The organism is Breoghania sp. (assembly GCF_963674635.1).
Classification (GTDB): domain Bacteria; phylum Pseudomonadota; class Alphaproteobacteria; order Rhizobiales; family Stappiaceae; genus Breoghania.
In genome coordinates, this window is sequence record NZ_OY771475.1 from 1,902,045 (window position 1) to 1,927,935 (window position 25,891).

The 25,891-nt window shown below is 62.5% G+C and carries 22 protein-coding genes and 1 pseudogene; 14 read left to right on the top strand and 9 right to left on the bottom strand.

Annotated elements, in window-relative coordinates; genetic code table 11:
• Window positions 1-15 precede the first annotated feature (15 nt).
• A complete protein-coding gene (locus tag ABGM93_RS08425; RefSeq protein ID WP_321505268.1) occupies window positions 16-618 on the bottom strand; it encodes a shikimate kinase in 603 nt (200 codons plus the stop codon).
• Window positions 619-930: 312 nt separating this feature from the next.
• Here ABGM93_RS08425 and ABGM93_RS08430 point away from each other — a divergent pair, with 312 nt between their 5' ends.
• The 3 genes from ABGM93_RS08430 to ABGM93_RS08440 all read left to right on the top strand — a co-directional run bounded on the left by ABGM93_RS08430 (window position 931) and on the right by ABGM93_RS08440 (window position 3,388).
• On the top strand, window positions 931-1,083 hold the full coding sequence (locus tag ABGM93_RS08430; RefSeq protein ID WP_319772035.1) for a hypothetical protein: 153 nt from the start codon (window positions 931-933) through the stop codon (window positions 1,081-1,083).
• Between the two features lie 94 nt (window positions 1,084-1,177).
• The gene (locus tag ABGM93_RS08435) at window positions 1,178-2,077 is read left to right on the top strand and encodes a site-specific tyrosine recombinase XerD (protein ID WP_321505790.1); all 900 of its coding nucleotides are present in this window, start codon (window positions 1,178-1,180) and stop codon (window positions 2,075-2,077) included.
• 333 nt (window positions 2,078-2,410) lie between these two features.
• The gene (locus ABGM93_RS08440; protein WP_321505270.1) at window positions 2,411-3,388 is read left to right on the top strand and encodes an NAD(P)-dependent oxidoreductase; all 978 of its coding nucleotides are present in this window, start codon (window positions 2,411-2,413) and stop codon (window positions 3,386-3,388) included.
• A gap of 927 nt (window positions 3,389-4,315) precedes the next feature.
• Here ABGM93_RS08440 and ABGM93_RS08445 read toward each other — a convergent pair.
• Window positions 4,316-5,950 carry a fumarate hydratase gene (locus ABGM93_RS08445; RefSeq protein WP_321505272.1) on the bottom strand — a complete coding sequence of 545 codons (1,635 nt, stop codon included), beginning with the start codon at window positions 5,948-5,950 and terminating at the stop codon, window positions 4,316-4,318.
• A gap of 191 nt (window positions 5,951-6,141) precedes the next feature.
• Here ABGM93_RS08445 and ABGM93_RS08450 point away from each other — a divergent pair, with 191 nt between their 5' ends.
• The gene (locus ABGM93_RS08450; protein ID WP_321505274.1) at window positions 6,142-6,696 is read left to right on the top strand and encodes a DUF4405 domain-containing protein; all 555 of its coding nucleotides are present in this window, start codon (window positions 6,142-6,144) and stop codon (window positions 6,694-6,696) included.
• Window positions 6,697-6,806: 110 nt separating this feature from the next.
• On the opposite strand, the gene ABGM93_RS08455 is transcribed toward ABGM93_RS08450, so the two are convergent.
• The 3 genes from ABGM93_RS08455 to ABGM93_RS08465 form a co-directional block, all read right to left on the bottom strand.
• Window positions 6,807-7,373 (bottom strand): YceI family protein, encoded by a 567-nt coding sequence (locus tag ABGM93_RS08455; protein ID WP_321505276.1) that lies wholly within the window; start codon window positions 7,371-7,373, stop codon window positions 6,807-6,809.
• A gap of 19 nt (window positions 7,374-7,392) precedes the next feature.
• Window positions 7,393-7,971, bottom strand: a complete 579-nt coding sequence (locus ABGM93_RS08460) for a cytochrome b (RefSeq protein ID WP_319772041.1) — start codon at window positions 7,969-7,971, stop codon at window positions 7,393-7,395.
• A 194-nt stretch (window positions 7,972-8,165) separates the two neighbouring features.
• Window positions 8,166-8,741: a YceI family protein gene (locus ABGM93_RS08465; protein ID WP_319772042.1), complete on the bottom strand. Its 576-nt coding sequence runs from the start codon at window positions 8,739-8,741 to the stop codon at window positions 8,166-8,168.
• A 466-nt stretch (window positions 8,742-9,207) separates the two neighbouring features.
• On the opposite strand from ABGM93_RS08465, the gene pcaC reads away from it, so the two are divergent.
• Window positions 9,208-9,603 carry a 4-carboxymuconolactone decarboxylase gene (gene pcaC / locus ABGM93_RS08470; RefSeq protein WP_319772043.1) on the top strand — a complete coding sequence of 132 codons (396 nt, stop codon included), beginning with the start codon at window positions 9,208-9,210 and terminating at the stop codon, window positions 9,601-9,603.
• A gap of 34 nt (window positions 9,604-9,637) precedes the next feature.
• Window positions 9,638-10,267, top strand: coding sequence for a glutathione S-transferase N-terminal domain-containing protein (locus tag ABGM93_RS08475; protein WP_321505279.1), 630 nt, complete (start codon window positions 9,638-9,640; stop codon window positions 10,265-10,267).
• Window positions 10,268-10,533: 266 nt separating this feature from the next.
• On the opposite strand, the gene pcaQ is transcribed toward ABGM93_RS08475, so the two are convergent.
• Complete coding sequence (gene pcaQ, locus ABGM93_RS08480; protein WP_321505281.1) at window positions 10,534-11,478, bottom strand: pca operon transcription factor PcaQ; 945 nt, start codon at window positions 11,476-11,478, stop codon at window positions 10,534-10,536.
• Between the two features lie 133 nt (window positions 11,479-11,611).
• On the opposite strand from pcaQ, the gene pcaH reads away from it, so the two are divergent.
• The 4 genes from pcaH to ABGM93_RS08500 all read left to right on the top strand — a co-directional run bounded on the left by pcaH (window position 11,612) and on the right by ABGM93_RS08500 (window position 14,964).
• Window positions 11,612-12,313 carry a protocatechuate 3,4-dioxygenase subunit beta gene (gene pcaH, locus ABGM93_RS08485; protein ID WP_321335741.1) on the top strand — a complete coding sequence of 234 codons (702 nt, stop codon included), beginning with the start codon at window positions 11,612-11,614 and terminating at the stop codon, window positions 12,311-12,313.
• Window positions 12,314-12,316: 3 nt separating this feature from the next.
• Window positions 12,317-12,913: a protocatechuate 3,4-dioxygenase subunit alpha gene (pcaG, locus tag ABGM93_RS08490; protein WP_321505283.1), complete on the top strand. Its 597-nt coding sequence runs from the start codon at window positions 12,317-12,319 to the stop codon at window positions 12,911-12,913.
• Window positions 12,914-13,831: 918 nt separating this feature from the next.
• Window positions 13,832-14,128 (top strand): hypothetical protein, encoded by a 297-nt coding sequence (locus ABGM93_RS08495; RefSeq protein ID WP_321505285.1) that lies wholly within the window; start codon window positions 13,832-13,834, stop codon window positions 14,126-14,128.
• A gap of 401 nt (window positions 14,129-14,529) precedes the next feature.
• Window positions 14,530-14,964: a hypothetical protein gene (locus tag ABGM93_RS08500; RefSeq protein ID WP_321335738.1), complete on the top strand. Its 435-nt coding sequence runs from the start codon at window positions 14,530-14,532 to the stop codon at window positions 14,962-14,964.
• A gap of 82 nt (window positions 14,965-15,046) precedes the next feature.
• Here ABGM93_RS08500 and ABGM93_RS08505 read toward each other — a convergent pair whose 3' ends face one another.
• On the bottom strand, window positions 15,047-16,078 hold the full coding sequence (locus ABGM93_RS08505) for a phytanoyl-CoA dioxygenase family protein (RefSeq protein ID WP_321505287.1): 1,032 nt from the start codon (window positions 16,076-16,078) through the stop codon (window positions 15,047-15,049).
• Window positions 16,079-16,314: 236 nt separating this feature from the next.
• Between ABGM93_RS08505 and ABGM93_RS08510 the strand changes: the two genes are divergently transcribed.
• Both ABGM93_RS08510 and ABGM93_RS08515 read left to right on the top strand, forming a co-directional pair.
• Complete coding sequence (locus ABGM93_RS08510) at window positions 16,315-17,709, top strand: M20/M25/M40 family metallo-hydrolase (protein WP_321335736.1); 1,395 nt, start codon at window positions 16,315-16,317, stop codon at window positions 17,707-17,709.
• A 113-nt stretch (window positions 17,710-17,822) separates the two neighbouring features.
• A pseudogene (locus ABGM93_RS08515) lies at window positions 17,823-18,412 on the top strand (TIGR00730 family Rossman fold protein).
• A 91-nt stretch (window positions 18,413-18,503) separates the two neighbouring features.
• On the opposite strand, the gene scpA reads toward ABGM93_RS08515, so the two are convergent.
• Together scpA and ABGM93_RS08525 are read right to left on the bottom strand one after the other, a co-directional pair.
• Window positions 18,504-20,666, bottom strand: coding sequence for a methylmalonyl-CoA mutase (gene scpA / locus ABGM93_RS08520; protein ID WP_321505289.1), 2,163 nt, complete (start codon window positions 20,664-20,666; stop codon window positions 18,504-18,506).
• A gap of 185 nt (window positions 20,667-20,851) precedes the next feature.
• Window positions 20,852-22,831 carry a methylmalonyl-CoA mutase family protein gene (locus tag ABGM93_RS08525; protein ID WP_321505291.1) on the bottom strand — a complete coding sequence of 660 codons (1,980 nt, stop codon included), beginning with the start codon at window positions 22,829-22,831 and terminating at the stop codon, window positions 20,852-20,854.
• Window positions 22,832-23,296: 465 nt separating this feature from the next.
• Between ABGM93_RS08525 and ABGM93_RS08530 the strand changes: the two genes are divergently transcribed.
• Together ABGM93_RS08530 and ABGM93_RS08535 are read left to right on the top strand one after the other, a co-directional pair.
• Complete coding sequence (locus ABGM93_RS08530; protein ID WP_321505294.1) at window positions 23,297-23,941, top strand: helix-turn-helix transcriptional regulator; 645 nt, start codon at window positions 23,297-23,299, stop codon at window positions 23,939-23,941.
• A 267-nt stretch (window positions 23,942-24,208) separates the two neighbouring features.
• On the top strand, window positions 24,209-25,594 hold the full coding sequence (locus tag ABGM93_RS08535; RefSeq protein WP_321505298.1) for a TIGR03808 family TAT-translocated repetitive protein: 1,386 nt from the start codon (window positions 24,209-24,211) through the stop codon (window positions 25,592-25,594).
• Window positions 25,595-25,891 lie beyond the last annotated feature (297 nt).

Genomic DNA, 25,891 nt, shown 5'->3' on the forward strand with positions numbered 1-25,891 from the left:
TGGGTCGGGTGAGATTCAGGTATCTTGGCCCGCATCCTTCGCAGACATGAAATCATCGAGCACGTTGACGATATCGCTCACCACCTGCTCATGGGGCACATCGCGCGAATCCACCGACACATCTGCCTTTTCATAGATCGGATTGCGCTTGCGCAGAAGCTCGCGCAACACCGCAGCCGGATCGGGGGTCTGAAGCAGCGGGCGGTGGGTGCGGCGGCTGACGCGGGCGAACAGGGTCTCGAAATCGGCCTTGAGCCAGACCGAAATCCCATTCTCGGAGATGGAATGCCGGGTTTCCGGATTCATGAAGGCGCCTCCGCCGGTGGCCAGCACCTGCGGCCCCTCGCCCAGCAGACGCACGATCACGCGGTGTTCGCCGGAGCGGAAATAGGCCTCGCCGTGGCGTTCGAAAATCTCCGGGATCGTCAGGTTCGCGGCGGCCTCGATTTCCAGATCCGCATCCACGAATGGCAGGTTCAGCCGGTTGGCGAGCAAGCGGCCAACACTGGATTTTCCGCAGCCCATCATGCCGACCAGCACGATGGTGCGCTTGCCGAGACGCGTACGCACTCCTTCGACATCGGGCACGCGCGTCTGGTCCCCTTCCTTGTCACTCAACGCTTCGACACCCTCACCTTGTCCTTCCTGCGGACTGTGGTCCAACCCCCGTCCGAGAGCCTCCTAGCTTTGAGCCTACGCCAAGGCGCCCTGTCAAGCGCTGCCGCCGCCATGCCCCCTTGAAACGGCGCCAGGCTGCGGCAAACATGAACCGCACACGCCTATCCACTTGCCTTGACCGGCGACTCGCTCAAAAAATGGATCCTGAACTCTGGAATGCGCGCCACGATGGGTGCAATCGATCCTCCACTGAGGCCGGGCAGTCTCTCCCGGCGCGTCTAACCGTGCCGGAGCCGGCATAACCGGTGATACATGCCGACACTGACACGCTATCTTTTCGTTCTTCTGGTTCTGGGCGGCCTTGGCTACGGTGCCGTCTGGGCGCTGGGCAATCTCGTCGAGCCGCGCCCGCATGAGATCACCATCCGGATGCCTTCCGACAGGATTGACCAGGCCGGACGCTGAGCTTCGCCTGTCCGCCGTTGCCTCGCCATCATCCGTTCGTCCTGAGGACCCCTTTGCCTTGAGCGCGCCGCACCAGATCGAGACCTTTCTTGAAATGCTCGCCGTTGAACGCGGCGCGGCGCTCAATACGCTGGAAAGCTATCGGCGCGATCTGGACGATTTCTCCGGTTTTCTCGCAACGCTGGGCACGGACGCCTCAAAGGCCACCAGCGACGATATCTCCGCCTATCTTTCCGACCTCGCGGGACGGGGCTTTGCCGCAACCACGCAGGCGCGCAGGCTGTCGGCACTGCGCCAGTTCTACAAGTTCCTCTATGGCGAGAACATGCGCGGCGACGATCCGACCGGACCGATCGCAGCTCCCAAGGCGCGCAAGAGCCTGCCGGGAACCCTGAGCGAAGCGGAGGTGGACCGCCTGATCGAGGCGGCGCGCTTCAACGCCTCGCTTGACGGGGAATCCGTTGCCCGCCAGCTCCGCGCCCACCGGCTCTACACGATGCTGGAACTTCTCTATGCGACGGGGCTTCGCGTCTCCGAGCTTGTCAGCCTGCCGATCAGCGCCACGCGCTCGGGCGCGGACATGATCATCGTGCGCGGCAAGGGCAACAAGGAGCGCATGGTTCCGCTTTCCGATCGCGCGAGCGCGGCCATGCGCGACTACACCGCCTTGCGGGCGGCGGCCGGCTCCTATTCAGGCAGCCCGTGGCTCTTTCCCTCCTTTGGCGAGACGGGACACTTCACCCGTCAGGCCTTTGCGCGCGATCTGAAGGCTTTGGCCGCCGGGGTGGGTATTCAGGCCAAGAAAGTCTCGCCCCATGTGCTACGCCACGCCTTTGCCAGCCACCTCCTGCAAAACGGCGCGGACCTTCGCATCGTCCAGCAGCTGCTGGGGCACGCGGATATCTCCACCACGCAGATCTATACGCATGTGCTCGACGAGCGGTTGCGCAAGCTGGTGGACGAGCACCATCCGCTGGCGCGCAAGCGGGGCTGATGGAGTGCGGGGATTTGGCGGCGATCATTGGTGCTCGTGGCCGACCCTTCGAGACGCCTGCTGACGCAGGCTCCTCAGGATGACGTTGTGGGTGTTAGTGGTTCCGTGGGATGGTTGTTCCGGATGCCAGCCACACCCACAACGTCATCCTGAGGAGGCCTGACAAGGCCGTCTCGAAGGATGAGCCGCTTGCTCCGCCAGTCCTCGTCCCCCAAGCCTGCGCCGGATTTTCGCCGCTGTCGTTTCCGTCAGGCCTGTCGTTTTCCGCAAGGATATCGAAACGCTTTGCCGCTAGGGTGAGCCTTGTCTTCGCACAAGGATCATCCCGATATCATGAGCAGTTCGACCGCAATCGTCTTTGGCGGCGCCGGCTTCATCGGCACGCACCTTCTGGAACACCTGGTGGGCCTCGGCAAATACGAGCGTGTCGTGAGCGCCGATATTCGCGATCCCAAACGGCGGGTCGCGGGTGTTGCGTATCTCACCTGCGACGTGCGCGAACCGATCGATCCGGAAGCACTGGGTCCGGCGGCCATCATCTACAATCTGGCCGCCGTCCACACCACGCCGGGACATGAGGACTGGGAGTACTACTGGACCAACGTGCTGGGCGCGACACATGTCTGCGACTATGCAAACGCGGTGTCCTGCGACACGCTCGTCTTCACCTCCTCCATTTCCGTCTATGGCCCCTGCGAGGACGCCAAGGACGAGCACGGCCTGCTGGAGCCCAATTCCGCCTATGGCCGTTCCAAGTTCCAGGCGGAGGAAATTCACCGCGCATGGCTTCATGCGGGCGAAGGGCGGACGCTGCGCATCGCGCGTCCGGCGGTCGTCTTCGGTCCCGGTGAGGGCGGCAACTTCACCCGACTGGCGGCGCTGCTCAAGAAGGGCCGCATGGTCTATCCGGGCCGCAAGGACACGATCAAGGCCTGCGGTTATGTGGGCGAGCTGATCCGCATGCTGGATTTCTCGCTGACGCGCAACGAGCCGGAAATCACCTTCAACTTTGCCTACAAGCAGCGCTACACGACGCAAGAGATCTGCGCCGCCTTCAACCGGGTGGCGGGCTACAAGGCCCCGCTCGGCGTGATCCCGCTCTCCATCATGCTGATGGGCGGGCTGGCCTTCGAGATCCTCGGGCTTTTCGGCAAGAAGGCCTCGGTCAACCGGGCGCGCGTGATGAAGCTGGTGAAGTCCACCAACATCGAGCCACATGTGCTGCCCGACATGGGCTACGAATACGAGACCGATCTGGAAGAGGCGCTGAGGCGCTGGCAGGCGTCGGAGCCGGCGGGCGAGTTCATCTGAGGGCGGATTGATTGAAATTGCGAAGGGGCGGTCCTGATGGGGCCGCCCTTTTTGTCAGCGGGGCACGATTTCGCAAAGCGCGCGATATGCCCCCTCTCCCATGGGGTGAGGGGATGCGATCTCTCTGGGATCCGGCAAAGTCAGACACCCCTCACCCGGCGCATCCGCGCCGACCTCTCCCAATGGGAGAGGTAATCCCACGGGCTCTTCTTCGTGGATGTGAACGTATGAAGCAAAGCCGTACAGCACATCATTGTGGAAGCCCGCGATCCCACCATACCCACGGTGTAGCCCCCTCTCCCATGGGGAGAGGGCTGGGGTGAGGGGATGCGATCTCTCAGGGATACGGCAAAGCCAGACACCCCTCACCCGGCGCATCCGCGCCGACCTCTCCCAATGGGAGAGGTAATCCCACGGGCTCTTCTTCGTGGATGTGAACGTATGAAGCAAAGCCGTACAGCACATCATTGTGGAAGCCCGCGATCCCACCACACCCACGGTGTAGCCCCCTCTCCCATGGGGAGAGGGCTGGGGTGAGGGGATGCGACCTCTCAGGGATACGGCAAAGCCAGACACCCCTCACCCGGCGCATCCGCGCCGACCTCTCCCCATGGGAGAGGTGATCGGGTCGGGCTCTTCTTCAAAAGGACGGTCCTTATGGGGCCACCCCTTTGTCATTTGCGAGATACGTGCGTTCGTTGTGGAGCCCATCCTTCGAGACGCACTCTGACGAGCGCTCCTCAGGATGACGTTGCGTGGGTGTGTGTGGGGGGGCCTGTTTCTTCAATCCATCAACACAAACAACGTCATCCTGAGGAGGCATCGCAGATGCCGTCTCGAAGGATGGGCCGCTTGCTCAGCATCCAGCCCGACAAAATCACCCCGGAAAGGCCACGGCGGCCCTCAAGGGACCGCCGCGCATTCTCGTCAACCGAGATTGAGTTCCTTGAAGAAGTCATTGCCCTTGTCGTCAACGACGATGAAGGCGGGGAAGTCCTCGACCTCGATGCGCCAGACGGCTTCCATGCCGAGCTCGGGATACTCCACGCACTCGACCTTCTTGATGCAGTCCTGCGCCAGACGGGCGGCCGGGCCGCCAATGGAACCCAGATAGAAGCCGCCATGGGCCTGACAGGCGCGGCGCACCTGTGCCGACCGGTTGCCTTTGGCAAGCATCACCATGGAACCGCCGGCTGCCTGGAACTGATCGACGAAGCTGTCCATGCGGCCGGCCGTGGTGGGGCCGAAGGATCCCGACGGCATGCCTTCCGGCGTCTTGGCCGGACCGGCGTAATAGACCGGGTGGTTCTTGATGTAGTCGGGCAGCGGCTCGCCCGCCTCCAGCCGCTCGCGCAGCTTGGCGTGGGCAGCGTCACGCGCCACGATCAGCGGGCCGGTCAGCGACAGGCGCGTCTTGATCGGATGCTTGGTCAGTTCGCCCAGAATTTCCGGCATGGGCCGGGTCAGGTCGATCTTGACGACGTTATCGGAGAGATGCTCGTCGGTTACATCCGGCATGTATTTCTCAGGGTGCATCTCAAGCTGTTCGAGAAAGATGCCGTCCTTCGTGATCTTGCCGGTGGCCTGACGGTCGGCGGAGCACGACACGCCGATGCCGATGGGCAGCGAGGCGCCATGGCGCGGCAGGCGGACGACTCGCACGTCGTGGCAGAAATACTTACCGCCAAACTGCGCGCCGACGCCGGAAGCCTGCGTCAGCTTGTGGATTTCCTTTTCCATCTCCAGATCACGGAAGGCATGGCCAAGTTCCGAGCCCTCGGTGGGCAGGCTGTCGAGATAGCGCGCAGACGCCAGCTTCACCGCCTTCAGGTTCATCTCGGCCGACGTGCCGCCAATGACGATAGCCAGGTGATAGGGCGGGCAGGCCGCGGTGCCGAGCGTCAGGATCTTTTCCTTCAGGAACTCGATCAGCCGGTCATGGGTCAGGAGCGACGGGGTGCCCTGGAAGAGGAAGGTCTTGTTGGCCGAGCCGCCGCCCTTGGCCATGAACAGGAACTTATAGGCGTCGTCGCCTTCCGAATAGAGCTCGATCTGGGCGGGCATGTTGTTGGAGGTGTTCTTCTCCTCGAACATGGAAAGCGGGGCCAGCATCGAGTAGCGCAGGTTCTTGTGGAAATAGGCGTCGCGCGCGCCCTCCCCCAATGCGGCCTCGTCGCTGCCATCGGTCCACACGCGGCGGCCCTTCTTGCCCATGACAATGGCGGTGCCGGTGTCCTGGCACATGGGCAGGACGCCCGCCGACGAGATGTTCGCGTTCTTCAGCAGATCGAAGGCGACGAACTTGTCGTTATCGGTGGCTTCCGGATCATCAAGGATCCGGCGCAGCTGCTCCAGATGGCCGGGGCGCAGATAGTGGTTGATGTCCTTGAAGGCCTCTTCTGCCAACAACCGCATCCCTTCGCGCTCGACGACCAGAACCTCTTCCCCGCGGAAGGTTTCCACGGAGACGTAATCGGATGTCAGCTTGCGATAAGGCGTGGTGTCTTCGCTCAGGGGCATGAGCGAAGTGTGGGTGTAGCGGGGCGTGGGCTGGGCCGTCATGCGCGTCTCTCTCCCAATTGCGCGGAACTTTCGAGCGCGTTTTACGCGGAATGGCGTGACACGCCAAGGAAAAGACGACGTCAGGACTGACAGGACGGCGAAAACCGAACAGGACGGATCCAGCCGGTCGTCTCCAGGTTCGCACAAGGATAACGTCGCGATTGTTCGACATTGAAGAACAACAATGCAAAATGCGCGATTATCGGTTCACCTATGCGCATCACCAGCCCCTTTACCAAGGTTCCGACATGCCGACCTTTCTCAATCGTTATGCCACGCCCCTGACGATCGGGCTTTTCCTTGTTTCGCTCATCTCCGGGATTGCACTTTTCTTCCATATTCAGTCCGGCCTTTTCAAAAGCATGCACGAATGGCTGTCGCTGGTGCTGATCATTCCCGTCGGCCTGCATATCTGGAAAAACTGGCGGCCGATGCTGGGCTATCTCAAGCGCGCGCCGCTTGCCATCGCACTCGTTCTCAGCCTCGCCGCCTCGGGCATCTTTATGGCCAATGCCGCCATGAGCGGGCGCACCGGCGGCAATCCGGCCATCGCGCTGATCGGCAAGCTCCAGCAGAACTCGGTGGAAAGCGTCGCGCCGCTTTTCGGCTACACCACCGACGGCCTTGTGGAAGCCCTGACGGCGAAGGGCTTCACGGTCACGTCCGCCGACCAGACGCTCGCCGAGATCACCAAGGCCAGCCAGAAAGGCCCCTTTGACGTGGCCGCCGTCCTTGCGGGGCGCTGAGGCCGTCTGTCCGGCGGCTCTCCGGCAGGAACCGGAAACAAGAACAGCCCGCGCGCCGGAGAAAGGCGCGCGGGCTGTTCTTGTATCTGAGGCCGGGTTGTGGCGCGGCGCTATTTCTTTGTCGCGTTCAGATCGAACTCGACCTTCACCACGCCATCGAGCGTGTTTTCGTCGATCTGCGCGCCAATCTTGTAATCGAGGCGCTGAAGCGTGGAGCCGCCCTTCGCTTGGGCCTTGTCGCCCTTGATATCGAGCACGAATGGCAGCGTCATCGGCATGGAAATGCCGCGAATGGTGAGCGTACCTATCGCGTCATAGCTTCCCTCGCCGGTCGGCACGACCTCGTCGGAGGAAAACGTTGCCTGCTCGAAGCTTCCCGCATCAAGCCATGCCTCGCCGGTGAGCGTCTTGCCCATCTGGCCGTCATCGGTGGCCACGCTCCCGGTTTTGACATTCACCTTGATGGTGGCGGCCTCCGTCTTTTCGGGATCGAAATCGATCGCCGCATCCCAGTCGGAAAAGGAGCCGGACACGATCTTCTCGCCGTGGCGGACCGAGAAGGTCAGGCTGGACGTGTCATGATCGACCGCCCATTCGGCGGCATTGGCAGCGGGGGCAAAGGCAAGCGGCGCGCTCACAAGCGCAAGGACGGCCGCGGTGCGAAGGAAAATGTTCATCGAGTATCTCCGGAATTGATCAGGCGCGCGCGGAGCGGGGGGAAAGCATCCGGCGCAGCGTGTCGTCGCGTGCAATCAGATGGTGCTTGATTGCGGCGGCAGCGTGAAAGGCAACGAGGACGATCATGGCCCAGGCGAGAAGCTCGTGGACCTCTTTCATCACGGATTCGGCAGCCTCCTTGGCGCCAAGAAAACCCGGCACCGGCAGATGCGGCACGGGGATCGTGTCGAACAGCACCGTGGGAATGCCCCATGGCGAGGCGGAAACCATCAGCCAGCCCGAAAGCGGGATCGCGAACATGAGGGCATAAAGCACCGCATGCGCGCCATGCGCGGCGGCCTTTTCCCAAAGGGGCATCGCGCCCGGCAGACGCGGGGCGGGATTGGCGAAGCGCCACATCAGGCGCAGCACCACAAGCGCCAGAATGGTGAAGCCGAAGGACTTGTGAAGCTGATAGAGGGCAAAGGTGCGCTCTTCGAACTGCGGCAGTTCATGCATGTAGAGCCCGAGCCCGAAGACCCCGAACATCAAAAGCGCCATTGACCAGTGAAAGAGGATGGCGATCAGGCCATAGCCGCTCTTTGAATTGCGTAGCATGACAGCACCTCGTGCCTGTCTTGGGGTGTGGAGTGCATTCTTGTTCTTTTAAGATCGAAACCGCGCCAGCGGGGCAAAGCCCGCGCAGCGCGGTTTCGGGTGCCCTTCGCGCGGATCAGCGGGGGCTGAGTAAGCGATACGCGCAGGGGCCCAGACTGGGCGGCGGGTGGAGCGGCGAGCCGCTCCGTTCCGGCCTATTTCGCCTGGTTCAGTTCCATGTCGATGCGCAGCGGCACTTCGTCGGCAACCGCCGGGGCATACCCGCCGACACCGAAATCGGAGCGCGTCAGCGTCGTCGTGCCGACGAGCCCGATGGAAGGAACATTTGTCATCGGGTTGTCACCAATCTTGGTGATCTCGAAATCGACCACGACTTCCTTGGTGATGCCGTGAAGGGTCAGGTCGCCGGTCACCGCAACGGTGTTCTCGTCGATCTTCTTGAACGACTTGGAAACGAAGGTGGCAGTCGGGAACTGCGCAACGTCGAGGAAGTCGGCGGTCAGCAGGTGCTCGGTGCGTTCATCCCAGAAGGTGTCGAGGCTGGAGACGTCGATGGTGACGTTTGCCTTGGAGTTGGCGAGATCCTCCTCGTCGAGCACGATGTCGGCGTCATACTTGGCGAAATGGCCGTGGATGGTCGAAAAGCCCAGATGATTCACGGAAAAGAAGATCGTGCTGTGGCTCTTGTCGACGGTGTAGGCAACGGGCTCGGCGAGGGCCGGAGCCGCGATGAGGCTGGCGGCGAATGCGGCGGCGGCAAGACGGATCATGGTGTTTCCTTGCGATTGACAAATTGGGCCGGGTTCCTCCCGCCGGCCCGCCGCCTTGAGAGACGCGACAGGAGATCGGACAGGGTTCAAACCCGGGATAGGTTCGCCCCCCATGTAGGTTTGTCGCAGCCCCGACGTCCACTGGACGGACTGTTCACCGCGCCAGCACCAATCCGCCCAAAAATCCTCACATTAGATATTTCCATTTAAATACAAATACATAGACACATATTGCGAGAACTATCCCCCGCAAAGATCGCGTTCAACAATAATGTGATCCTCCCTCCGGACGACGCATGTGTCTGCGATACCTGACGAAATGCGCGCCTGCTCGGCTTGACAGTTGACCACGGGTGCGGCTCGCTGCACCTTGCGGGGCCTTTCCAGTCATGGTGAGGATATGTGCCGCTCGCACACATCCCGCCATCGACCCTGCATTCCGGAAAATTTGGTTGGGGGAACATTCATGGACGAACGAGATCGGCACGCGCTTGGGATGAAGACACGCCGTTCGGTCCTGGGCGATGCCCATGTGGACCGCGCGGAAGCTGGCAAGACGGCGTTTTCCGCCGACTTTCAGGATCTCATCACGCGTTATGCCTGGGGGGAAATCTGGACGCGCGAGCGTTTCGACCACAAGACGCGGCGGCTTCTCGTGCTGGCGATGATGGTGGCGCTGGGGCGTTGGGAGGAATTCGTCATGCATGTGCGGGCTGCGTTGTTCGAAGGGGAACTGGAGCCCGACGACATCAAGGAAGTGCTGATGCAAAGCGCGATCTATTGCGGTGTGCCGGCGGCAAACACGGCCTTCAAGGAAGCCGCGCAGACGATTGCGGATTACGAAAACAAGACCAACGGTTGAGATCCTTCAGCCCGTTGAGACGGAGTACCCTGTCTTGATCGACCTCTACACCTGGACCACGCCCAATGGGCGCAAGGTCTCCATCATGCTCGAAGAATGCGGCCTGCCTTACACCGCCTATGCCATCGACATTCGCAACAACGAGCAATTCCAACCGCATTTCCTGAAAGTGTCGCCGAACAACAAGATACCGGCCATCGTGGACAGCGATACGGGAATGTCGTTGATGGAATCGGGGGCGATCCTGATGTATCTGGCCCGCAAGACGGGCATGCTGATGCCGCGCGACGAGGCCGCGCGCTGGCGCGCGGTGGAGTGGGTCATGTGGCAGATGGGCGGCTTCGGCCCCATGCTCGGCCAGGCACACCATTTTGTCCATTTCAATCCCGGCAAGGCGCCCTATGCGGAGGAGCGTTTCGCCACGGAAACGCAACGCCTCTACAAGGTTCTCGATAACCAGCTCGCCCAGCACGAATATGTGGCGGGCGAATATTCGTTGGCCGATATCGCCATCTGGCCTTGGGCCTCGCGCTTTCAGTGGCAGAACATCGATCTGAACGCCTATCCGCATGTCATGCGCTGGTACAAGAGCGTCGCCGCCCGCCCCGCCGTGCAGCGTGGCTATCAGGTGCCGATGGATGCGGGCGAGATCCCGATGCCGTAAGGGCGAGGCTTCATCGCCTATGCGAAATCCGGGCGCAGCCGTCATGAGCGATGGCTGCGCCCTTTTTCTGTCCGGCTTTTGCAGACGAGAGACCGGGTGTGCGGCCCATCCTTCGAGACGCGATCTGACGATAGCTCCTCAGGATGACGTTGTGTTTGTGGAAGCGTCCTCTGGTCCGAGCCTCACACACAACGTCATCCTGAGGAGGCCCGGAAGGGCCGTCTCGAAGGAGAAGCCCCCCGGATCCGGCCAACAATCGCGCCCGCCTAGACCATCACCTCCCCCGCCTCCTCGGCGCGGATTTCGGCGGCCGCATCTCGGATCGTTGCGATCAGCAGGCTTGTGAGCGGGGTCGGGGCGACGTCGGAGCGGGTCGTCAGGCCGATGGCCCCCATCAACGGGGTCCGGTCGATGGGCAGTTCCGCCAGCAGCCCGGCGGCCAGATCGTCCAGAACCGCACCGCGCGGCACCGCCCACACCGTGTCGCTCGCCAGCACATGAGAGCGCCCGAAGGTGACCGATATCGTCTCCACCCGCTCCCCGACCAGCCGGACACCATTGGCGATCAGGTAGCGGTCGATGTCATTGCGGATCACCGTACCGGCGGTCGGCAGGGAGATCGGGTAGGCTTCGATCTCGGAGATGTCGAAGGCGGTCTGGCGGGCAATCGGATGGCCCGCGCGCACCACCAGCGTCAAGGGTTCGGAATAGAGGTGTTCGAAGGACAGGCCCACCATGTCGGCGGGATCGACGAGGCGACCCACGACCAGATCCATCGCACCGCGTTTGAGATCGTCCAGCAGATGCGCATTGGACCCGGTCGAGACCCTGACCAGCGTTTGCGGCGCGGCCTTGTGAAAGCCGGACAGCGCGCGCGGCATCATTCTCGCGCCCACGTTGGGAAGCACCCCGACCGCAACCGCATGCCCGCCCCGGCTGCGGGCCGCCGACACGCTCTCCATCCCCTCCTGGAGCGCCATGACGGAGGCGGAGGCATGGCGCAGGAAGACCTCGCCGAAACGGGTCAGGCGAATGCCCTTGCGGCTGCGTTCAAACAGCCGGATGGCGAGAATATCCTCCAGTTCCTTCAATGTCTTGGAGACGGCAGGCTGGCTGATGGCCAACGCCTCCGCGGCCCGGCTGATACTGCCCTGGCGCGCGATTTCGAGGAAACATTGCAGGTGGCGGAACTTGATACGGGCGTCAATCATGCCACTACATAACCATATGGATATGCGAAAAGGCAAAATCGTTATTTTACATAACTGAATCGCTCGGGCATGTTGCCGCCATCATGAGAGCCCCAGGCGGAGGAGAGCTGCGGGGCCGAGGAGGACACACACCATGAGCTCTGCCTACAATCCGCGGGATTGGATGTCCCATCCTGCCTATCTTCATGCGCCTTACAAATCGACTGTGCTGCGATCGCCGACCAAGCCGCTGATCCCGATGAAGCAGTCGCTGTCTGTGCGCACCGGCCCGGTCTACGGGCATGAGAAGGTTGGTGTGCTCGATGCGGATCTGACAAAGAACGGCGCGCGCAACGGCGAGCCGCTGGGCGAGCGCATCATCGTGACCGGCCGTGTGCTCGACGAAGACGGCCGCCCCGTGCGCAATACGCTGGTGGAAGTCTGGCAGGCCAATGCTGCCGGACGCTACATCCACAAGGTGGACCAGCACGACGCGCCGCTTGACCCGAACTTTTTCGGCGGCGGGCGCTGCGTGACCGATGATGAGGGCCGCTACACGTTCAAGACCATCAAGCCGGGCGCCTATCCGTGGGGCAATCACCTCAATGCGTGGCGGCCGAACCACATCCATTTCTCGCTTCTGGGCCCATCGATCTCAACCCGGCTCGTCACCCAGATGTATTTCCCCGGCGATCCGCTCCTGAACCTCGATCCCATCTATCAGGGCACGCCGGAGAACGCGCGCGAACGGCTGATTTCACGGTTCTCGCTTGATGTCACCCAGCCCGAATTCGCGCTTGGCTACGAGTTTGACATCGTGCTGCGCGGGCGCAACGAAACCCCGATGGAGGACTGAGCCATGAGCGAGACCCTCAAACAGACCCCGTCGCAGACCGTCGGCCCCTATTTCGCCTACGGCCTGACCGCCCCGCAATATGGCTATGCGCATGACTCCATCGCCAGTCCGACGCTGACAGAAGACGACACGCCCGGTGCACGCATCCGCGTGGAAGGCATCGTCTATGACGGCAACGGAGAGCCGATCAACGATGCGATGGTGGAGATCTGGCAGGCCGACAGCAGTGGTCGCTTCCAGCACCCGGACGATCCGCGCCGTCCCAACGCGAAATTCGTGGGCTTCGGGCGTTGCGGCACCGGCACCGATCCGCAGAACCGCTTCTGGTTCGATACGGTGAAGCCCGGCGTCGCGGAAGACGGCTCAGCTCCGCATATCAACCTGATCCTGTTTGCCCGCGGCATGCTGGTTCACGCCTATACGCGGATCTATTTCTCCGACGAGGAAGCCGCAAACGCCACCGACACGGTGCTGGCCACCGTGCCGCAGGACCGTCGCGCGACGCTGATCGCCAAGCGTGAGGAAACGCCGACCGGCACTGTCTATCGGTTCGATATTCACATGCAGGGTGAGAACGAGACGGTTTTCTTCGACGTCTAGAGACAGGGAGCCCGGTCAAGCCGGGATGCGCCCAAAAGAGTGACAGACGGCGCCGCAAGGACGAACCTTGCGGCGCCGTTTACGCATCTCGGGGCCGAAAGCACGAACCTTACGGCGCCATTTACCCATCTCGGGGCCGCGTCCACCTCGAACCGGTCGTCCCGCCCAGACCAGACACCAGGCCTAGACCAAACACCGGGCCTGGACATGCCGGCCCACGAGCCACTCGACCGCCTCGCCCCCCACCGCCCGCGCTGCATTTTTCTTGTGATATTAAATAAAACGGCTTCCGCATAACCGCTTATATTAGACAGGAAGATACCAGCCGCGGGGTTGACGAACCCCTCCCAATTGCAGCAGCCGACGGGCGCGTTACCGCGGAGCCACCACCCCGAGAATGCAGATGCCCGGCACACAGATGCGCGGCAAGCCTTGTTCAAGCTCTTGTATAAAATACTTTTTCTGACGACAGACGGTGCATTGCCGTTCGAAAGAGAGAACACGGACGCAGGGAACCCGGTCAACAGCTCAAGCGACCCCCTTCCATATTTGGCGGCACCGCAGGAGATTTGCTTTCAGGGACCTATTTCATCCACCCACAGCCATCCCTGTCGGCACGCGGGCAAAATACCTCGTTTAATTACAGATATTTGCCGAGAGAACCCGATGGAGCGGACGTGGCATTGTTAACGAGACGGCCTCTTCGGGCCACCACATCGGCTGCGGGTTAACACATCATTATCCACAAGCCGCAAACCATTCCGTTTATGAGTTGACAGAAATTTCCTTTTATTTTCAATATTTAGACTGTGCATATCATTTTTGAATCCACAGTACGTCTTTTTTCGGTGGATTATTTCCTTTTTGTCGGGGATTAGATGCCTTAAGGTAATCCTAAGAGGCGTTAAGGAGATCGGCATGTTTAACAATATTCACGGGCACAATGCGAGCGATACAGACACCCGGTTACGTAAAAATCTTCAGACGTTCAATCGTACTAGTCTCAAAATACTACACCCTCTGTTCCGGGACGCTTTGCGCCTGCTCGCGCATCGTCATCCCAACAGCAAGCGCGAGACCATGCTGCTGCCGCTGGTCCGGTTCTCGCCGGAACTTCAATCCACGATGACGGCAGAGATGCCCCGCGGCAGTCGCGGGCACACCTTCCGGACAGACCCCGCCACGCGCGGAAACGGGGTTCCGCTGCACCATTGAGGCCCGTCCGGTCGCGTGCGATTGGCCGATCTCGTCGCGGCCCACCCTCTTTGCTCTCGCGCCCCTCGGGGAGCCCGACCCCCGCCCCCCCCCTTTGGAGGTCGGCATGGTGCGAGAGGCCGGCGCCGGGTGCCGCCACCCCCTGCACGGCATCCGGCGAGCCGTTTCACGACCACCTCAGCTTTCCCCCCGCCTTAACCATCCCCATGGGGCCTTGGAGCCCCTTGCCCGCATTTCGCGCGTTCGGGCCCGTCGAAACCTGCGAAAACCCGACACGTCGACCGACCTGTCCCCTTTGTGGAAAGGTTTTGTTAACCAAACTTAAACCTTTCTGACCGTTAACTGTTCTTAACGATTCCTGTAGCGGCGCTGGCCGCGGTTTAGGAACAGAGGTAGCCACCATGCCGAATTTCCTCTCCTACGGGCTGACCCGTCTTTTCGACCGGGTACCTCCGGCAACGATGTCCTCCACCGCGTTCCTGCTGGTTATCGGCGCAGCACTTGGCTTTGGCCTGCCGCTCGGCCTTCCCTCGCCCTATGATCTGATGTTCCACGGCGTCTTTTTCGCCCTGCTCACCATTTCGCTGTCCGGCTTCTTCCATGGCCGCGCCACTCCGGCAGTCATCGTTGCCGTCCTTGTGGCCGCGGGTGGAGAATACGTTCAGGGTACGCTGGGCTATCGCGACATGTCGCTTGTCGACCTGATCGTCAGCGCGATCGGAGCCTTCTGCGCCGCCGGCATTCTGTCCATCCGCATTCCGGTCTCGATGCCGTCTGAGGAATTGAGTTTCGTGGAACGTGAACTGGCCGCCCGCAGGCTGCGCATCAACAACTGATCCGCGCTCCCACGCACCTCTTCCGATCTTGGGCCCACGGCAAACGCCGATGGGCCCTTTTTCATGCGCCGATCACGCGTCCCTAGATCCGCGCCGCCGCATCGATGGCGACTTCCCCCACATCGCGCCAGACATTGGGCTTGCCGAGATACCTCTGGCGCAAATCCAGCCAGTGGAGGTTCAGGCTCATCTGGTTGTGGCGAATACCGGGAAGGGCCAGCGGATCGAACCCGGTCCAGGGCAGGAAAGGGTTGCGCCGCAGGTTGCCGTTTATCTCCACCCGCACGGTGGGACGCGGGCTGGGGGTCCGCCCGTGAAAGGCGAAGGTGTCGGCGATCACCATGGTGTTCGCTTTCACGGTCACAGGCACCGGCGCGCCATACCCCAGTTCGGCCAGTTCATCGGGCTTGACGCGGAACGAGCCGAAGGCCGTGTGCCCGCCCGCATCGCGCGCATAGAGGCTCTGCCGATATTCCCAGTCCAGCCTCTCCTGCGTCAGCCGGTGGGAGCCCGGAACGAAGCAGAAGGGCCCGTCTTCCGGCCCCACGTCATGTAGGAACAGCCAGCATTTGACCGTGGAGTGAAACGTGTCGGCGTGAAGATCGGTCTGCGGATCGGCCTTGCGTCCGCTGGCCTCGGCCAGAATGGTCTGGATGAAGAAGGTCGGCTCGCCGCCGCGCGAGGACATGTAGTGCATGGCGGCGCGCAGAGGCTCCGATTCCACCACCTGGCGCGTTGCGGGCATGGTTTCCAGAAGCGAGACCGGCAGCGGCACGATCCGCGTCACGGCCCGGCCCTGCCGCATCTCGCGCGCATGAAAATCCCGCCCGTAGACCTCGTCCTTCAGCTGTTCGAAGATCTCGTCGGGCAGGAAGTTCTCCTGCACCAGATAGCCGTCGCGATCATAGGCTTCGCGCTCCGCCTCATTAAGACGATGGCCAAGACGTTTGCGGCGCATCTGCGCCATGCGCCCCGCCACCTTCACACGCGCAAGATGGAGCCCGCGCTCGTTGAGCTTCGGATTGCCGAGAATCGGATTGGCCACGAACGACTTCGTGCCGGTGGCGATTTCCGCAAGCCAGAACGGGCTCTTCAGAATGTCGAATGGCGTCATGCGGTCCCCTTAGCCGATCGGTCGCGCCCTCACGCGAGCGCTGATCCTATCAGCTTGCGCGACGTCACACAGCCACCCACGCCCGCCGCCCGCGGCGCATGCACCGCATTTTTCCTCTTTCGCCTTCCACATACCGCCCAGGCACGTTGCCGTGAGGCTTGTCATGGCCTACCTCTTGGGATCACAACATTTCCTTCCTGTGCCCCAGATTCCATTTCTCAGGAGTAACCTTCCCCATGTCCAGCGACGCCCTATCCAAGGTGCTCGACCGCATCGATGCCGACTTCGACAACAGCCTTGACCGCCTGTTTGACCTGCTGCGCATTCCCTCCATCTCCACCGATCCCGCGCATGCGAAAGACTGCCGTCAGGCGGCCGAATGGCTAGCGAAGGAACTGACCGGCATCGGCATTCCCTCCTCGGTCCGCGAGACCAACGGCCATCCGATGGTCATCGGCCACCGCACCGGCGAAGGAAAGCCCGGCCCGCATGTGCTGTTCTACGGCCATTACGACGTGCAGCCGGTCGATCCGCTGGACCTGTGGGATACCGAGCCGTTTGCCCCGCGCGTCGATACGCGCCCCGACGGCACGAAGGTGATCGTTGCTCGCGGTGCAGCGGACGACAAGGGCCAGCTCATGACCTTCGTGGAAGCCGCGCGCGCGTGGATTTCGGAAGCGGGCGATCTGCCGATCGATGTTTCCATCATGCTGGAAGGCGAAGAGGAAAGCGGCTCGCCGTCGCTGCGCCCGTTCCTCGATGCCAACAAGGACGAACTCAGCGTCGATCTGGCGCTTGTCTGCGACACGGGCATGTGGGACGCGGAAACGCCCGCCGTCACCACCATGCTGCGCGGGCTTGTGGGCGAGGAAATCGTCATCACGGCTGCCGATCGCGACCTTCATTCCGGCATGTATGGCGGACTTGCGCGCAACCCGATCCATGTTCTCGTCGATATTCTCGACGGCCTGCATGACGAAGATGGCCGCGTGACCGTGCCGAACTTCTATGATGGCGTCATCGAGATGCCGGACGATGTGAAGGCCATGTGGGAGACGCTGGGCTTCACCAGCGAAGGCTTCCTCGGCGAGGTCGGCCTGAAGCTGCCTGCGGGGGAAAAGGACCGTACGCCGCTTGAAAAGATCTGGACGCGTCCGACCTGCGAGATCAACGGCGTTTCGGGCGGCTATCAGGGGGCGGGCTTCAAGACGGTGATCGCTTCCAAGGCCTCCGCCAAGGTGTCCTTCCGCCTTGTCGGCAACCAGAACCCGGAAAAGATCCGCGAAGCCTTCCGCGCCTATGTGCGCTCCAAGGTGCCGGAGGATTGCTCGGTGGAGTTCCACGAGCATGGCGGTTCGCCCGCCCTGCGGCTCGATTTCGACAGCCCGTCACTGACGAAGGCGCGCGTGGCTCTGGAAGCGGAATGGGGCAAGCCCGCCGCCACCATCGGCTGCGGCGGCTCCATCCCCATCGTCGGCGATTTCAAGAACCGTCTGGACATGGATTCCCTCCTCGTCGGCTTCGGCCTCGACGACGATCAGGTCCATTCGCCCAACGAGAAGTACAACATGAAGAGCTTCAAGAGCGGCATCCGCTCTTGGGCTCGTATCCTGGCCGAATTGGCCAAGTAGGGGCGCGCATCCTGGCCGAACGCGCGAAGCAAGCGCGTGTTCGGCACGGCCCGGATGATTTGGAAACGGGGTCCCGCATTTTGCGGGACCCATTCGTTCCGGAGGGGAAAAGCATGACGGAAGTGAAGTCGGTCTGCGTCTATTGCGGATCAAATCCGGGCAATCGTCCCGACTATCTGGCGGCGGCGGCGACGCTTGGCGAACTGATCGCGCGGCGCGGCTTGCGGCTCGTCTATGGCGGGGCGGATATCGGCCTGATGGGCCGCGTCGCCAATTCGGCGCTTGAGGCTGGCGGCGAAGTTGTCGGCATCATGCCGACGGCGCTGGTTGATAAGGAAATCGCCACAAGGGGCTCACCGAACTTCACGTCGTCGCCTCCATGCACGAGCGCAAGAAGATGATGGCGGACCTGTCGGACGCCTTCATTGCCCTTCCTGGCGGCATCGGTACGCTTGAGGAGATCTTCGAGGTCTGGACATGGGCGCAGCTCGGCCACCACGAAAAGCCCTGCGGCTTGCTCAACATCGCGGGCTACTACACCAAGCTCGCGGCCTTCCTCGATGAGCAGGTGGTCGAAGGCTTCGTGCACGCCCAGCATCGCCAGATGCTGGCCATCGAGCCCGACCCGGCCTCCCTGTTGGACACCTTCACCGCCTACAAGGCCCCGCAGGTTCAGAAGTGGGTGGAGAAGAAGGACGTTTAGGCAACCCCGCTGCTTTTCTCTCCCAACTACAAAAAAGGGCGCGGAATTCCGCGCCCATTTCATTTCAGCCGTCTTTCCTGACCGCGACGTCTCACTCCGCTGCTGCCGCTTCCTCGTATCCGAGCTTGGCGTTGAGCTTGCCGATCAGATCCACCGCGCATTCGGCAATCACCGTGCCCGGCGGGAAGATCGCAGCCGCTCCCGCCTCATAAAGCGCCGCGTAGTCCTGTGGCGGGATCACGCCGCCGACCACGATCATGATGTCCTCGCGCCCTTCATCCGCCAGCGCCTTTCTCAGCGCCGGGACGAGCGTCAGGTGACCGGCGGCGAGTGACGAGACGCCCACGGCGTGGACGTCGTTTTCAACCGCCTGCCGCGCGGCCTCTTCCGGGGTCTGGAAAAGCGGGCCGATATCGACATCGAAACCCAGATCGGCAAAGGCCGAGGCAATCACCTTCTGGCCGCGATCGTGGCCGTCCTGCCCCATCTTGGCGATCAGGATGCGCGGGCGGCGGCCGTCATTTTCCTCAAAGGCGGCGACGAGCTTCGCAACCGTCTCCACTTCCTTCGACATCGCTCCAACCTCGCGCTTGTAGACGCCGGAGATCGACTTGATCTCCGCCTTGTGGCGACCGAACACCTTTTCCATCGCCATGGAAATCTCGCCCACGGTCGCGCCTGCGCGCGCCGCGTTGACCGAAAGCTCAAGCAGATTGCCATCGCTCGATGCGCCCGCCGTCAATGCCTCCAGCGCCGCGTCCGTTGCGGCCCCGTCGCGGGTTGCGCGCAGGCGCGCGAGCTTTTCAAGCTGCTGGGCACGCACCTGCGCGTTGTCGACCTTGAGGACGTCGATTTCCTCTTCCTGGGTCGGCTTGAACTTGTTGACGCCGACAACCGTCTGCGTGCGGCTGTCGATGCGGGCCTGCGTCTTGGCCGCCGCCTCCTCGATGCGCAGCTTCGGGATGCCCTTCTCGATGGCCTTGGCCATGCCTCCGAGTTTTTCCACTTCCTCGATATGCGCCAGCGCCTTTGTGGCCAGCTCGTAGGTCAGCCGCTCCACATAGAAGGAGCCGCCCCACGGATCGATGGTGCGGGTGGTGCCGCTTTCCTGCTGCAGGAAAAGCTGGGTGTTGCGCGCGATGCGGGCGGAGAAATCGGTCGGCAGCGCCAGCGCCTCGTCGAGCGAGTTGGTGTGCAGCGACTGCGTATGGCCTTGTGTGGCGGCCATGGCCTCCACACAGGTGCGCATGACGTTGTTGAAGACGTCCTGCGCCGTCAGCGACCAGCCCGAGGTCTGCGAATGGGTGCGCAGGCTGAGGGACTTGGCGTTTTTCGGCGCGAATTCCTTCTGGATGAGCTTCGCCCAGATGAGACGTGCGGCGCGCAGCTTGGCGACTTCCATGAAGAAGTTCATGCCGATCGCCCAGAAGAAGGAAAGCCTTGGGGCGAAGGTGTCGATATCCATGCCCGCCGCCACACCCGCGCGCGCATATTCGATGCCGTCGGCAATGGTGTAGCCAAGCTCCAGATCCGCCGTCGCCCCCGCTTCCTGCATGTGATAGCCGGAAATCGAGATGGAGTTGAACTTCGGCATGTTCTTCGCGGTATAGGCGAAGATGTCGGAGATGATCCGCATGGAGGGCTGCGGCGGGTAGATATAGGTGTTACGGACCATGAACTCCTTGAGGATGTCGTTCTGGATGGTCCCGGAAAGCTTGTCCTGCGACACGCCCTGCTCTTCGGCGGCCACGATATAGAGCGCCAGAATTGGCAGCACCGCACCGTTCATGGTCATGGACACGCTCATCTTGTCCAGCGGGATGCCGGAGAAGAGCGTGCGCATGTCGAGGATGGAATCGATGGCCACACCGGCCATGCCCACATCGCCGGATACGCGCGGGTGATCGCTGTCATAGCCGCGGTGGGTGGCAAGATCGAAGGCGACCGATAGGCCCTTCTGACCGGCAGCCAGATTGCGGCGGTAGAAGGCGTTGGAATCCTCCGCCGTGGAAAAGCCCGCATATTGGCGGATCGTCCAGGGTTGCTGGACATACATGGTCGGATAGGGCCCGCGCAGGTAAGGCGGCTTGCCGGGCCATGTGTCGAGGAAATCGAGCCCATCCAGATCGCTGGAGGAATAGGCCGGGTTCACGGCGATGTCCTCCGGCGTCACCCACGGCGCATCGCCCGCCGACGGTTGGGCTGGCGCCACGTCGGCATAGTCGATCTTGGAGAAATCCGGAATTCGGGTCATGTCCTCGCCTCCGGGCCTGACAGGCCCTCATGAACAGTCGCGAGAGCCTGCCGGCCCTCCTGTACCGTGATCTGGCCGCAGCTCGTCGGCCCGTTTGCTTCAGGTGCGCGCGCCTTGCGCAGCCGCCCCCTCAGCCCTCCCCTTCGATCCGCATGACGGCACAGGGCCATCATCCGGCTTGTGCTTCACGCCGGATCCGCAGGTGCGCAGAGGCCAAGATTAGCATGAATTAGCCCAAGTGCGGCGAGCACGTCGCAGCCCTCGTAGAACATGGCCTCCACACCGGCCCTCGCCAGATCGCCGTCCTCGTCCGCAAGTTTGCCCGCAAGATAGACATGGGCAGCACCCGCGCCCTTGAGGGCCTGAGCCATCTCCACCGCCTTTTCCGCGTAAAGCGCATCGGAGGAGCACAGACACACGATATCGGCGCCGGTGTCGCGCAGTGCAGCCGCCGCGCTCTTGCCATCCTCCAGGGGCTCGCTCGCCTGAGCCTCGATGCCACCGGCCTCAAAGAAGTTCTTGGCCCAGGTGGAGCGCGCGGTGAAGTCCGTGACGCGTCCGAAATTCGCCAGAAGCACCCTCGGCCTGCGGCCCGTCTGCTTGAGATGGGCGTCGGAAGCATCGCGCAGGGCCTCGAAAGGCTCCGCCAGCCGGTAGGTGAGAAGCGGCGCGCCCTCCACGCGGCGCAGCGCATCGCGGGCCCGGGCAAGATCCACCGTGCAGGCCCCGCTCTTGGCAGCCGCAACGAGGGCGGCCGTCAATTCGCCACGCCCCGGCTTCGGCAGAACGATATGCGCGGTGTAGACCCCCAGGTCGGGCGGCTCGCAGTTCAGCACCCGAACCGGCTTTTCGGCGAGATTGGGAAAGCTCGACGTGCCGGTCAGCGGCGCCTTGCGCGCGGCAATGAGACGTGAGCGCGCCGCCCGGCTCTTGCTGATGGCGGCATGAACGGAGCCATACCGCACCCCCTGCTCGATCCCGCCTTCCGCCTCCACGGCCTGAAAGAGCTTCCAGGCCTCGTGCACCAGTTCGTCGGTCAGCGCCTCCACGGCACCGGACCCTGCCGCGGGATCCGCGACACGGTGCAGGTTCGATTCCTCGATGAGGATCGTCTGGGTGTTGCGCGCAACGCGGCGGGCAAAACCGTCCGGCACACCAAGCGCTTCGGTAAAGGGCAGAACGGACACGCTGTCCGCACCGCCAACCCCCGCCGCAAAGGCCGCAACGGTGGTCCGCAGGATGTTCACCCAGGGGTCGCGCCGGGTCATCATGCGCCAGGCGGTTTCCGCGTGGATTTCCAGCGGCGTCTGTTCAAGCTCGCAAACATCAAGCACACGGGCCCAGAGCCTGCGCATGGCGCGCAGCTTGGCAATGGTGGCGAACTGGTCGGCATCGGCTGCGAGCGACACCGACAGGCGCGATTGCGGTTGCAGCCCCTCACGCCCGGCGCTCACGATCTCGCGCAAATAGGTGACTGCGGTGGCAAGCGTATAGGCCAGCTCCTGCGCCTCGCTCGCGCCCGCCGCATGCCAGATACGCCCGTCGGCATTTCTGAGCGCTCCCTTGAGGCCGATATCCTCGCAATAGTGGATCAGATCCCACAAGCGCGGCGCCATCGCCGCAAGCGAACCGGAGGTCCATCCCCGATGGGCGAAGACTCCGATGGGATCAATATCGACACTTACCTGCAAGGCGGACGGATCGATGCCCCGCCGCTCGGCCAGCGCAATGAGAAGCGCCAAGGCCGACCGGCTCAGATAGCCGCCGTCGATGCGGATGTGAACGAGATCCAGAAACACGTCTTCCAGCAGGCGATCCATCTCGCAGAGCGTATCGATCGACAACCCCGCGCCGCGCGCGTGCTTGGAGGGGGCGAAAACCAGCGACAGGCCACCGGCTCCGTTTTCCAGCTCCTCCAGCAGCAGCGCATTGGCCTGGGCGGGATCGGGGTGTTCCACCCGCGCCACCACCGTCCACGGCATGCCCGCCGCGCGTCCGGCCAGCGCACTTGCGTCCCTCCGGCCCCGATAGATCGGTTCGATGGGCAGACCGTCGATGGTGTGGGAGCGCAACCGGTCAAAGGCCCGCCCCTTCAGTGCCGCTTCGGCAGCTTCCATCCAGTCGGCCTCATCGACGGCCGAAAATCCTCCCGCGAGTTCGATCACGTCCTTGCCTTCCGCGTTGTCCCACCCAGTCAGACGCCATTCTCGCACACACACAAGTGATTGGAAAAATGCCGTACTGATCAATTCTTATAATCGGCCATGAAAAGGCCGCGCAACACAACTATTTGGGGAAGAATCGGATAGAAAGCCCTGTTGCTGCAACGACCTACCGCTTTCCCACAATCTAGGAAAACGCCCATTAGTCCGAATACTAACATTAGGATTTTTGATAGACCCCTAGCCACTTTCAACGTAGGGTAATTGTGCAAGGAAGATTTCGCTCCTGCACTTTCTCAGCAATCACGGGCAATTCGACCGATTTCAAAGAAATTAACTCGGTATTCCGGTCGGAGGAGCCGGTCAGCCCCGCACATTATGAAGATCAGAAGGGCCATTAACATGGATGGAATGCACGACACTTTTGAGATTGCACGCAGGCTCAGTCGCGCAACCGATCCAGGAGTTGTGTTGGATGGCCTTGAACAACTTTTGCGTCAGTTCGGTGCAACGCATATCCTCATTACTGGTCTTCCGATGCCGAACCGGCCGATTGACCATCTGGTCCTGCGCATGAGCTGGCCCGACAAGCGCCGCGATGGAGCCGATCTGAGTTCCGTTCAGCCCTCCGACAGCGTGCTGCTAGCCACGCTCGCCGCCATCCGCCCCTTCGTTTGGAAGTCCGGCACGGATGACATCGAGCATTCGGAGCTGCTGGAAGCCGCAGGCGGTGACCGTGGCGATGTGAACGTGCTTCTCGTTCCGGTTGACGATATTGCGCCTTTCCAGCCCTCCATCATCTGCGCCGGTCCGAACCTGGAGATCGGCAGCGAACAGCTTTCCGGGCTGTCCATGCTCGCCACGGTGGCTTTCCGCCGGCTGATCCAACTCGGCGTCGTCTCCACCGACCGTCCCGGCGATCTCTCCGCCCGTGAGCGGCGCGTGCTGGAACTGACCGCCCTTGGCAAGACCGCCGCCGACATTGCGGAGCTGCTCAAGATCTCGCAGCGCACGGTTCATGCCCATCTTCAGAATGCGGGCTCCAAGCTCAATGCCTCCAACAAGACCCACACGGTTGTGGAAGCACTGCGCTACGCCCAGATCAAGCTCTGAGCACCGATACTGGACTGAACGACCCCTGAAGACGATCCCTTCGTGGATTTGACACCTCCACTGCCCTCTTCGCTTTTCCCCCTGCGAAGAGGGCTTTCTTTTGTCCGGCCTTCCGTTTTCGCAGACGTCTCTCCCGCCACCGCCTCCACAGCGCATCGCGGACGTGCCAATCCGGCACAGACATCGCGGCACAGAGCTTGCGTTTCATGCTTCGACAAGGTCCGGCCATCCCGGACCGGGGCATATTGCCGAAGCCGGAGACGATCGATGCAACGCCGCGCCTTTCTCAAGGGAGCCGTTTCAGCGTTTGCCGTATCCGCAGCCGCCATCCCGGCGCTGTCGGGCAAGGCGCGGGCGGAGATCCGGCTTGCGGACATGCGTGGCTCGCTGGGGGCGGAGGCCGCAAGCCTGCGGCCCGGAGCGCCGGACGATCAAAGCCGCGCGCTGCAATTGGCCATCGACCGGGCGGCTGAGCGTGGACGCCCGCTTTTCATTCCCGCCGGCCGCTACACGGTTTCCAACCTGCGGCTGCCATCGGGCACACGCCTTGTCGGGGTTTCCGGCCAGACGCGCCTTCTCTATCGCGGCGATGGGCATCTGATCTTTGCCGAGGGCGTGGAGAATATCGCACTTGAGGGGCTTGTGCTGGATGGCGGCAATCGGGGGCTTGGCGATTATGCGCCTGCGCTTGCCCATATCAGCGAAACGCGTGGCGTCACCATTTCCGATTGCGAAATTCTGGGCAGCGCGGCAAGCGGCATCGCGCTCGACCGCTCATCCGGGCGGGTGGAAAACTGCGCCATTTCGGGCGCGGCACAGGCGGGCATTCGCGCGGTGGAGTCACGCGGGCTCCGGCTTTCCGGCAACACCGTCACCGATTGCGCCAATGGCGGCATTCTCGTTCACCGCTGGACCGCCGGCGAAGACGGCACCCTCGTCACGAATAATCGCATCGAACGGATCGCGGCGCGTGATGGCGGGTCAGGCCAGAACGGCAACGGCATCAACGTTTTCCGCGCCCATGGGGTGATCGTTTCCGACAACCGGATCGCCGATTGCGCCTTTACCGCGGTGCGCGTGAATGCGGGCTCTAATGTCCAGATCACGGGCAACTCATGCCTGCGCAGCGGCGAGACCGGCATCTTCGTGGAATTCGGCGCGCAGGGCGCCATCGTCTCCTCCAACATGGTGGATGGGGCCGCGACCGGGATTTCCGTTTCCAACTTCGATCAGGACGGGCGGCTTGCCGTGGTCAGCGGCAATGTGGTGCGCAACCTGCACACGACCATTCCCTACAAGGACCCGTCCCAGGGCCGCGGCATCGGCATTGCGGTGGAGGCGGAGACGGCGGTGAGCGGCAATGTCATCGAGGCCGCGCCGAATTTCGGCATGGTGCTGGGCTGGGGCCCTTACCTGCGCAATGTGAGCGCCACCGCCAACATCATCCGCAAGGCCGGTGTCGGCATCGCGGTCTCCGTGGCAGACGGCGCAGGCGCCGCACTGATCGCCGACAACATCGTGAGTGACGTCGAGAACGGCGCGGTCATCGGCTATCGCTGGCGCGAGCGGGCGACGGGGGAACTCGCCGGAGATGACGGCGATGCGGCGGCAAGCTGGCCGCACCTCACCGTGTCGCGCAATCGCGTGGGGTAGTGCGTTCGGCCGCTGAACGGTATGCGGGAGTGACTGAGGATGGAGCCATCCTTAGAGACGCGCCCTGCGGGCGCTCCTCAGGATGACGTTTGAGTGTGTTGCATGCTGTCTTGACCCCGGGGCTTCGTTGTGAAAAGAGCCCGGCTTGTGCACCTCTCCCATTGGGAGAGGTCGGCGCGACAGCGTCGGGTGAGGGGGCAGGTCCCTCCGCATCCACGAGAAATCGCATCCCCTCACCCCAACCCTCTCCCCATGGGAGAGGGGGCGGTTCCGCGGGTGTTGCAGGATCTGGGGGAC

Excerpts from the sequence above, each read along its gene's own strand:
- ABGM93_RS08430 (WP_319772035.1), top strand. The coding sequence starts at position 931 with ATGCCGACACTGACACGCTATCTTTTCGTTCTTCTGGTTCTGGGCGGC.
- ABGM93_RS08435 (WP_321505790.1), top strand. The coding sequence starts at position 1,178 with ATGCTCGCCGTTGAACGCGGCGCGGCGCTCAATACGCTGGAAAGCTAT.
- ABGM93_RS08440 (WP_321505270.1), top strand. The coding sequence starts at position 2,411 with ATGAGCAGTTCGACCGCAATCGTCTTTGGCGGCGCCGGCTTCATCGGC.
- ABGM93_RS08445 (WP_321505272.1), bottom strand. The coding sequence starts at position 5,950 with ATGACGGCCCAGCCCACGCCCCGCTACACCCACACTTCGCTCATGCCC.
- ABGM93_RS08450 (WP_321505274.1), top strand. The coding sequence starts at position 6,142 with ATGCGCGATTATCGGTTCACCTATGCGCATCACCAGCCCCTTTACCAA.
- ABGM93_RS08455 (WP_321505276.1), bottom strand. The coding sequence starts at position 7,373 with ATGAACATTTTCCTTCGCACCGCGGCCGTCCTTGCGCTTGTGAGCGCG.
- ABGM93_RS08460 (WP_319772041.1), bottom strand. The coding sequence starts at position 7,971 with ATGCTACGCAATTCAAAGAGCGGCTATGGCCTGATCGCCATCCTCTTT.
- ABGM93_RS08465 (WP_319772042.1), bottom strand. The coding sequence starts at position 8,741 with ATGATCCGTCTTGCCGCCGCCGCATTCGCCGCCAGCCTCATCGCGGCT.
- pcaC (WP_319772043.1), top strand. The coding sequence starts at position 9,208 with ATGGACGAACGAGATCGGCACGCGCTTGGGATGAAGACACGCCGTTCG.
- pcaQ (WP_321505281.1), bottom strand. The coding sequence starts at position 11,478 with ATGATTGACGCCCGTATCAAGTTCCGCCACCTGCAATGTTTCCTCGAA.
- pcaH (WP_321335741.1), top strand. The coding sequence starts at position 11,612 with ATGAGCTCTGCCTACAATCCGCGGGATTGGATGTCCCATCCTGCCTAT.
- pcaG (WP_321505283.1), top strand. The coding sequence starts at position 12,317 with ATGAGCGAGACCCTCAAACAGACCCCGTCGCAGACCGTCGGCCCCTAT.
- ABGM93_RS08495 (WP_321505285.1), top strand. The coding sequence starts at position 13,832 with ATGTTTAACAATATTCACGGGCACAATGCGAGCGATACAGACACCCGG.
- ABGM93_RS08500 (WP_321335738.1), top strand. The coding sequence starts at position 14,530 with ATGCCGAATTTCCTCTCCTACGGGCTGACCCGTCTTTTCGACCGGGTA.
- ABGM93_RS08505 (WP_321505287.1), bottom strand. The coding sequence starts at position 16,078 with ATGACGCCATTCGACATTCTGAAGAGCCCGTTCTGGCTTGCGGAAATC.
- ABGM93_RS08510 (WP_321335736.1), top strand. The coding sequence starts at position 16,315 with ATGTCCAGCGACGCCCTATCCAAGGTGCTCGACCGCATCGATGCCGAC.
- scpA (WP_321505289.1), bottom strand. The coding sequence starts at position 20,666 with ATGACCCGAATTCCGGATTTCTCCAAGATCGACTATGCCGACGTGGCG.
- ABGM93_RS08535 (WP_321505298.1), top strand. The coding sequence starts at position 24,209 with ATGCAACGCCGCGCCTTTCTCAAGGGAGCCGTTTCAGCGTTTGCCGTA.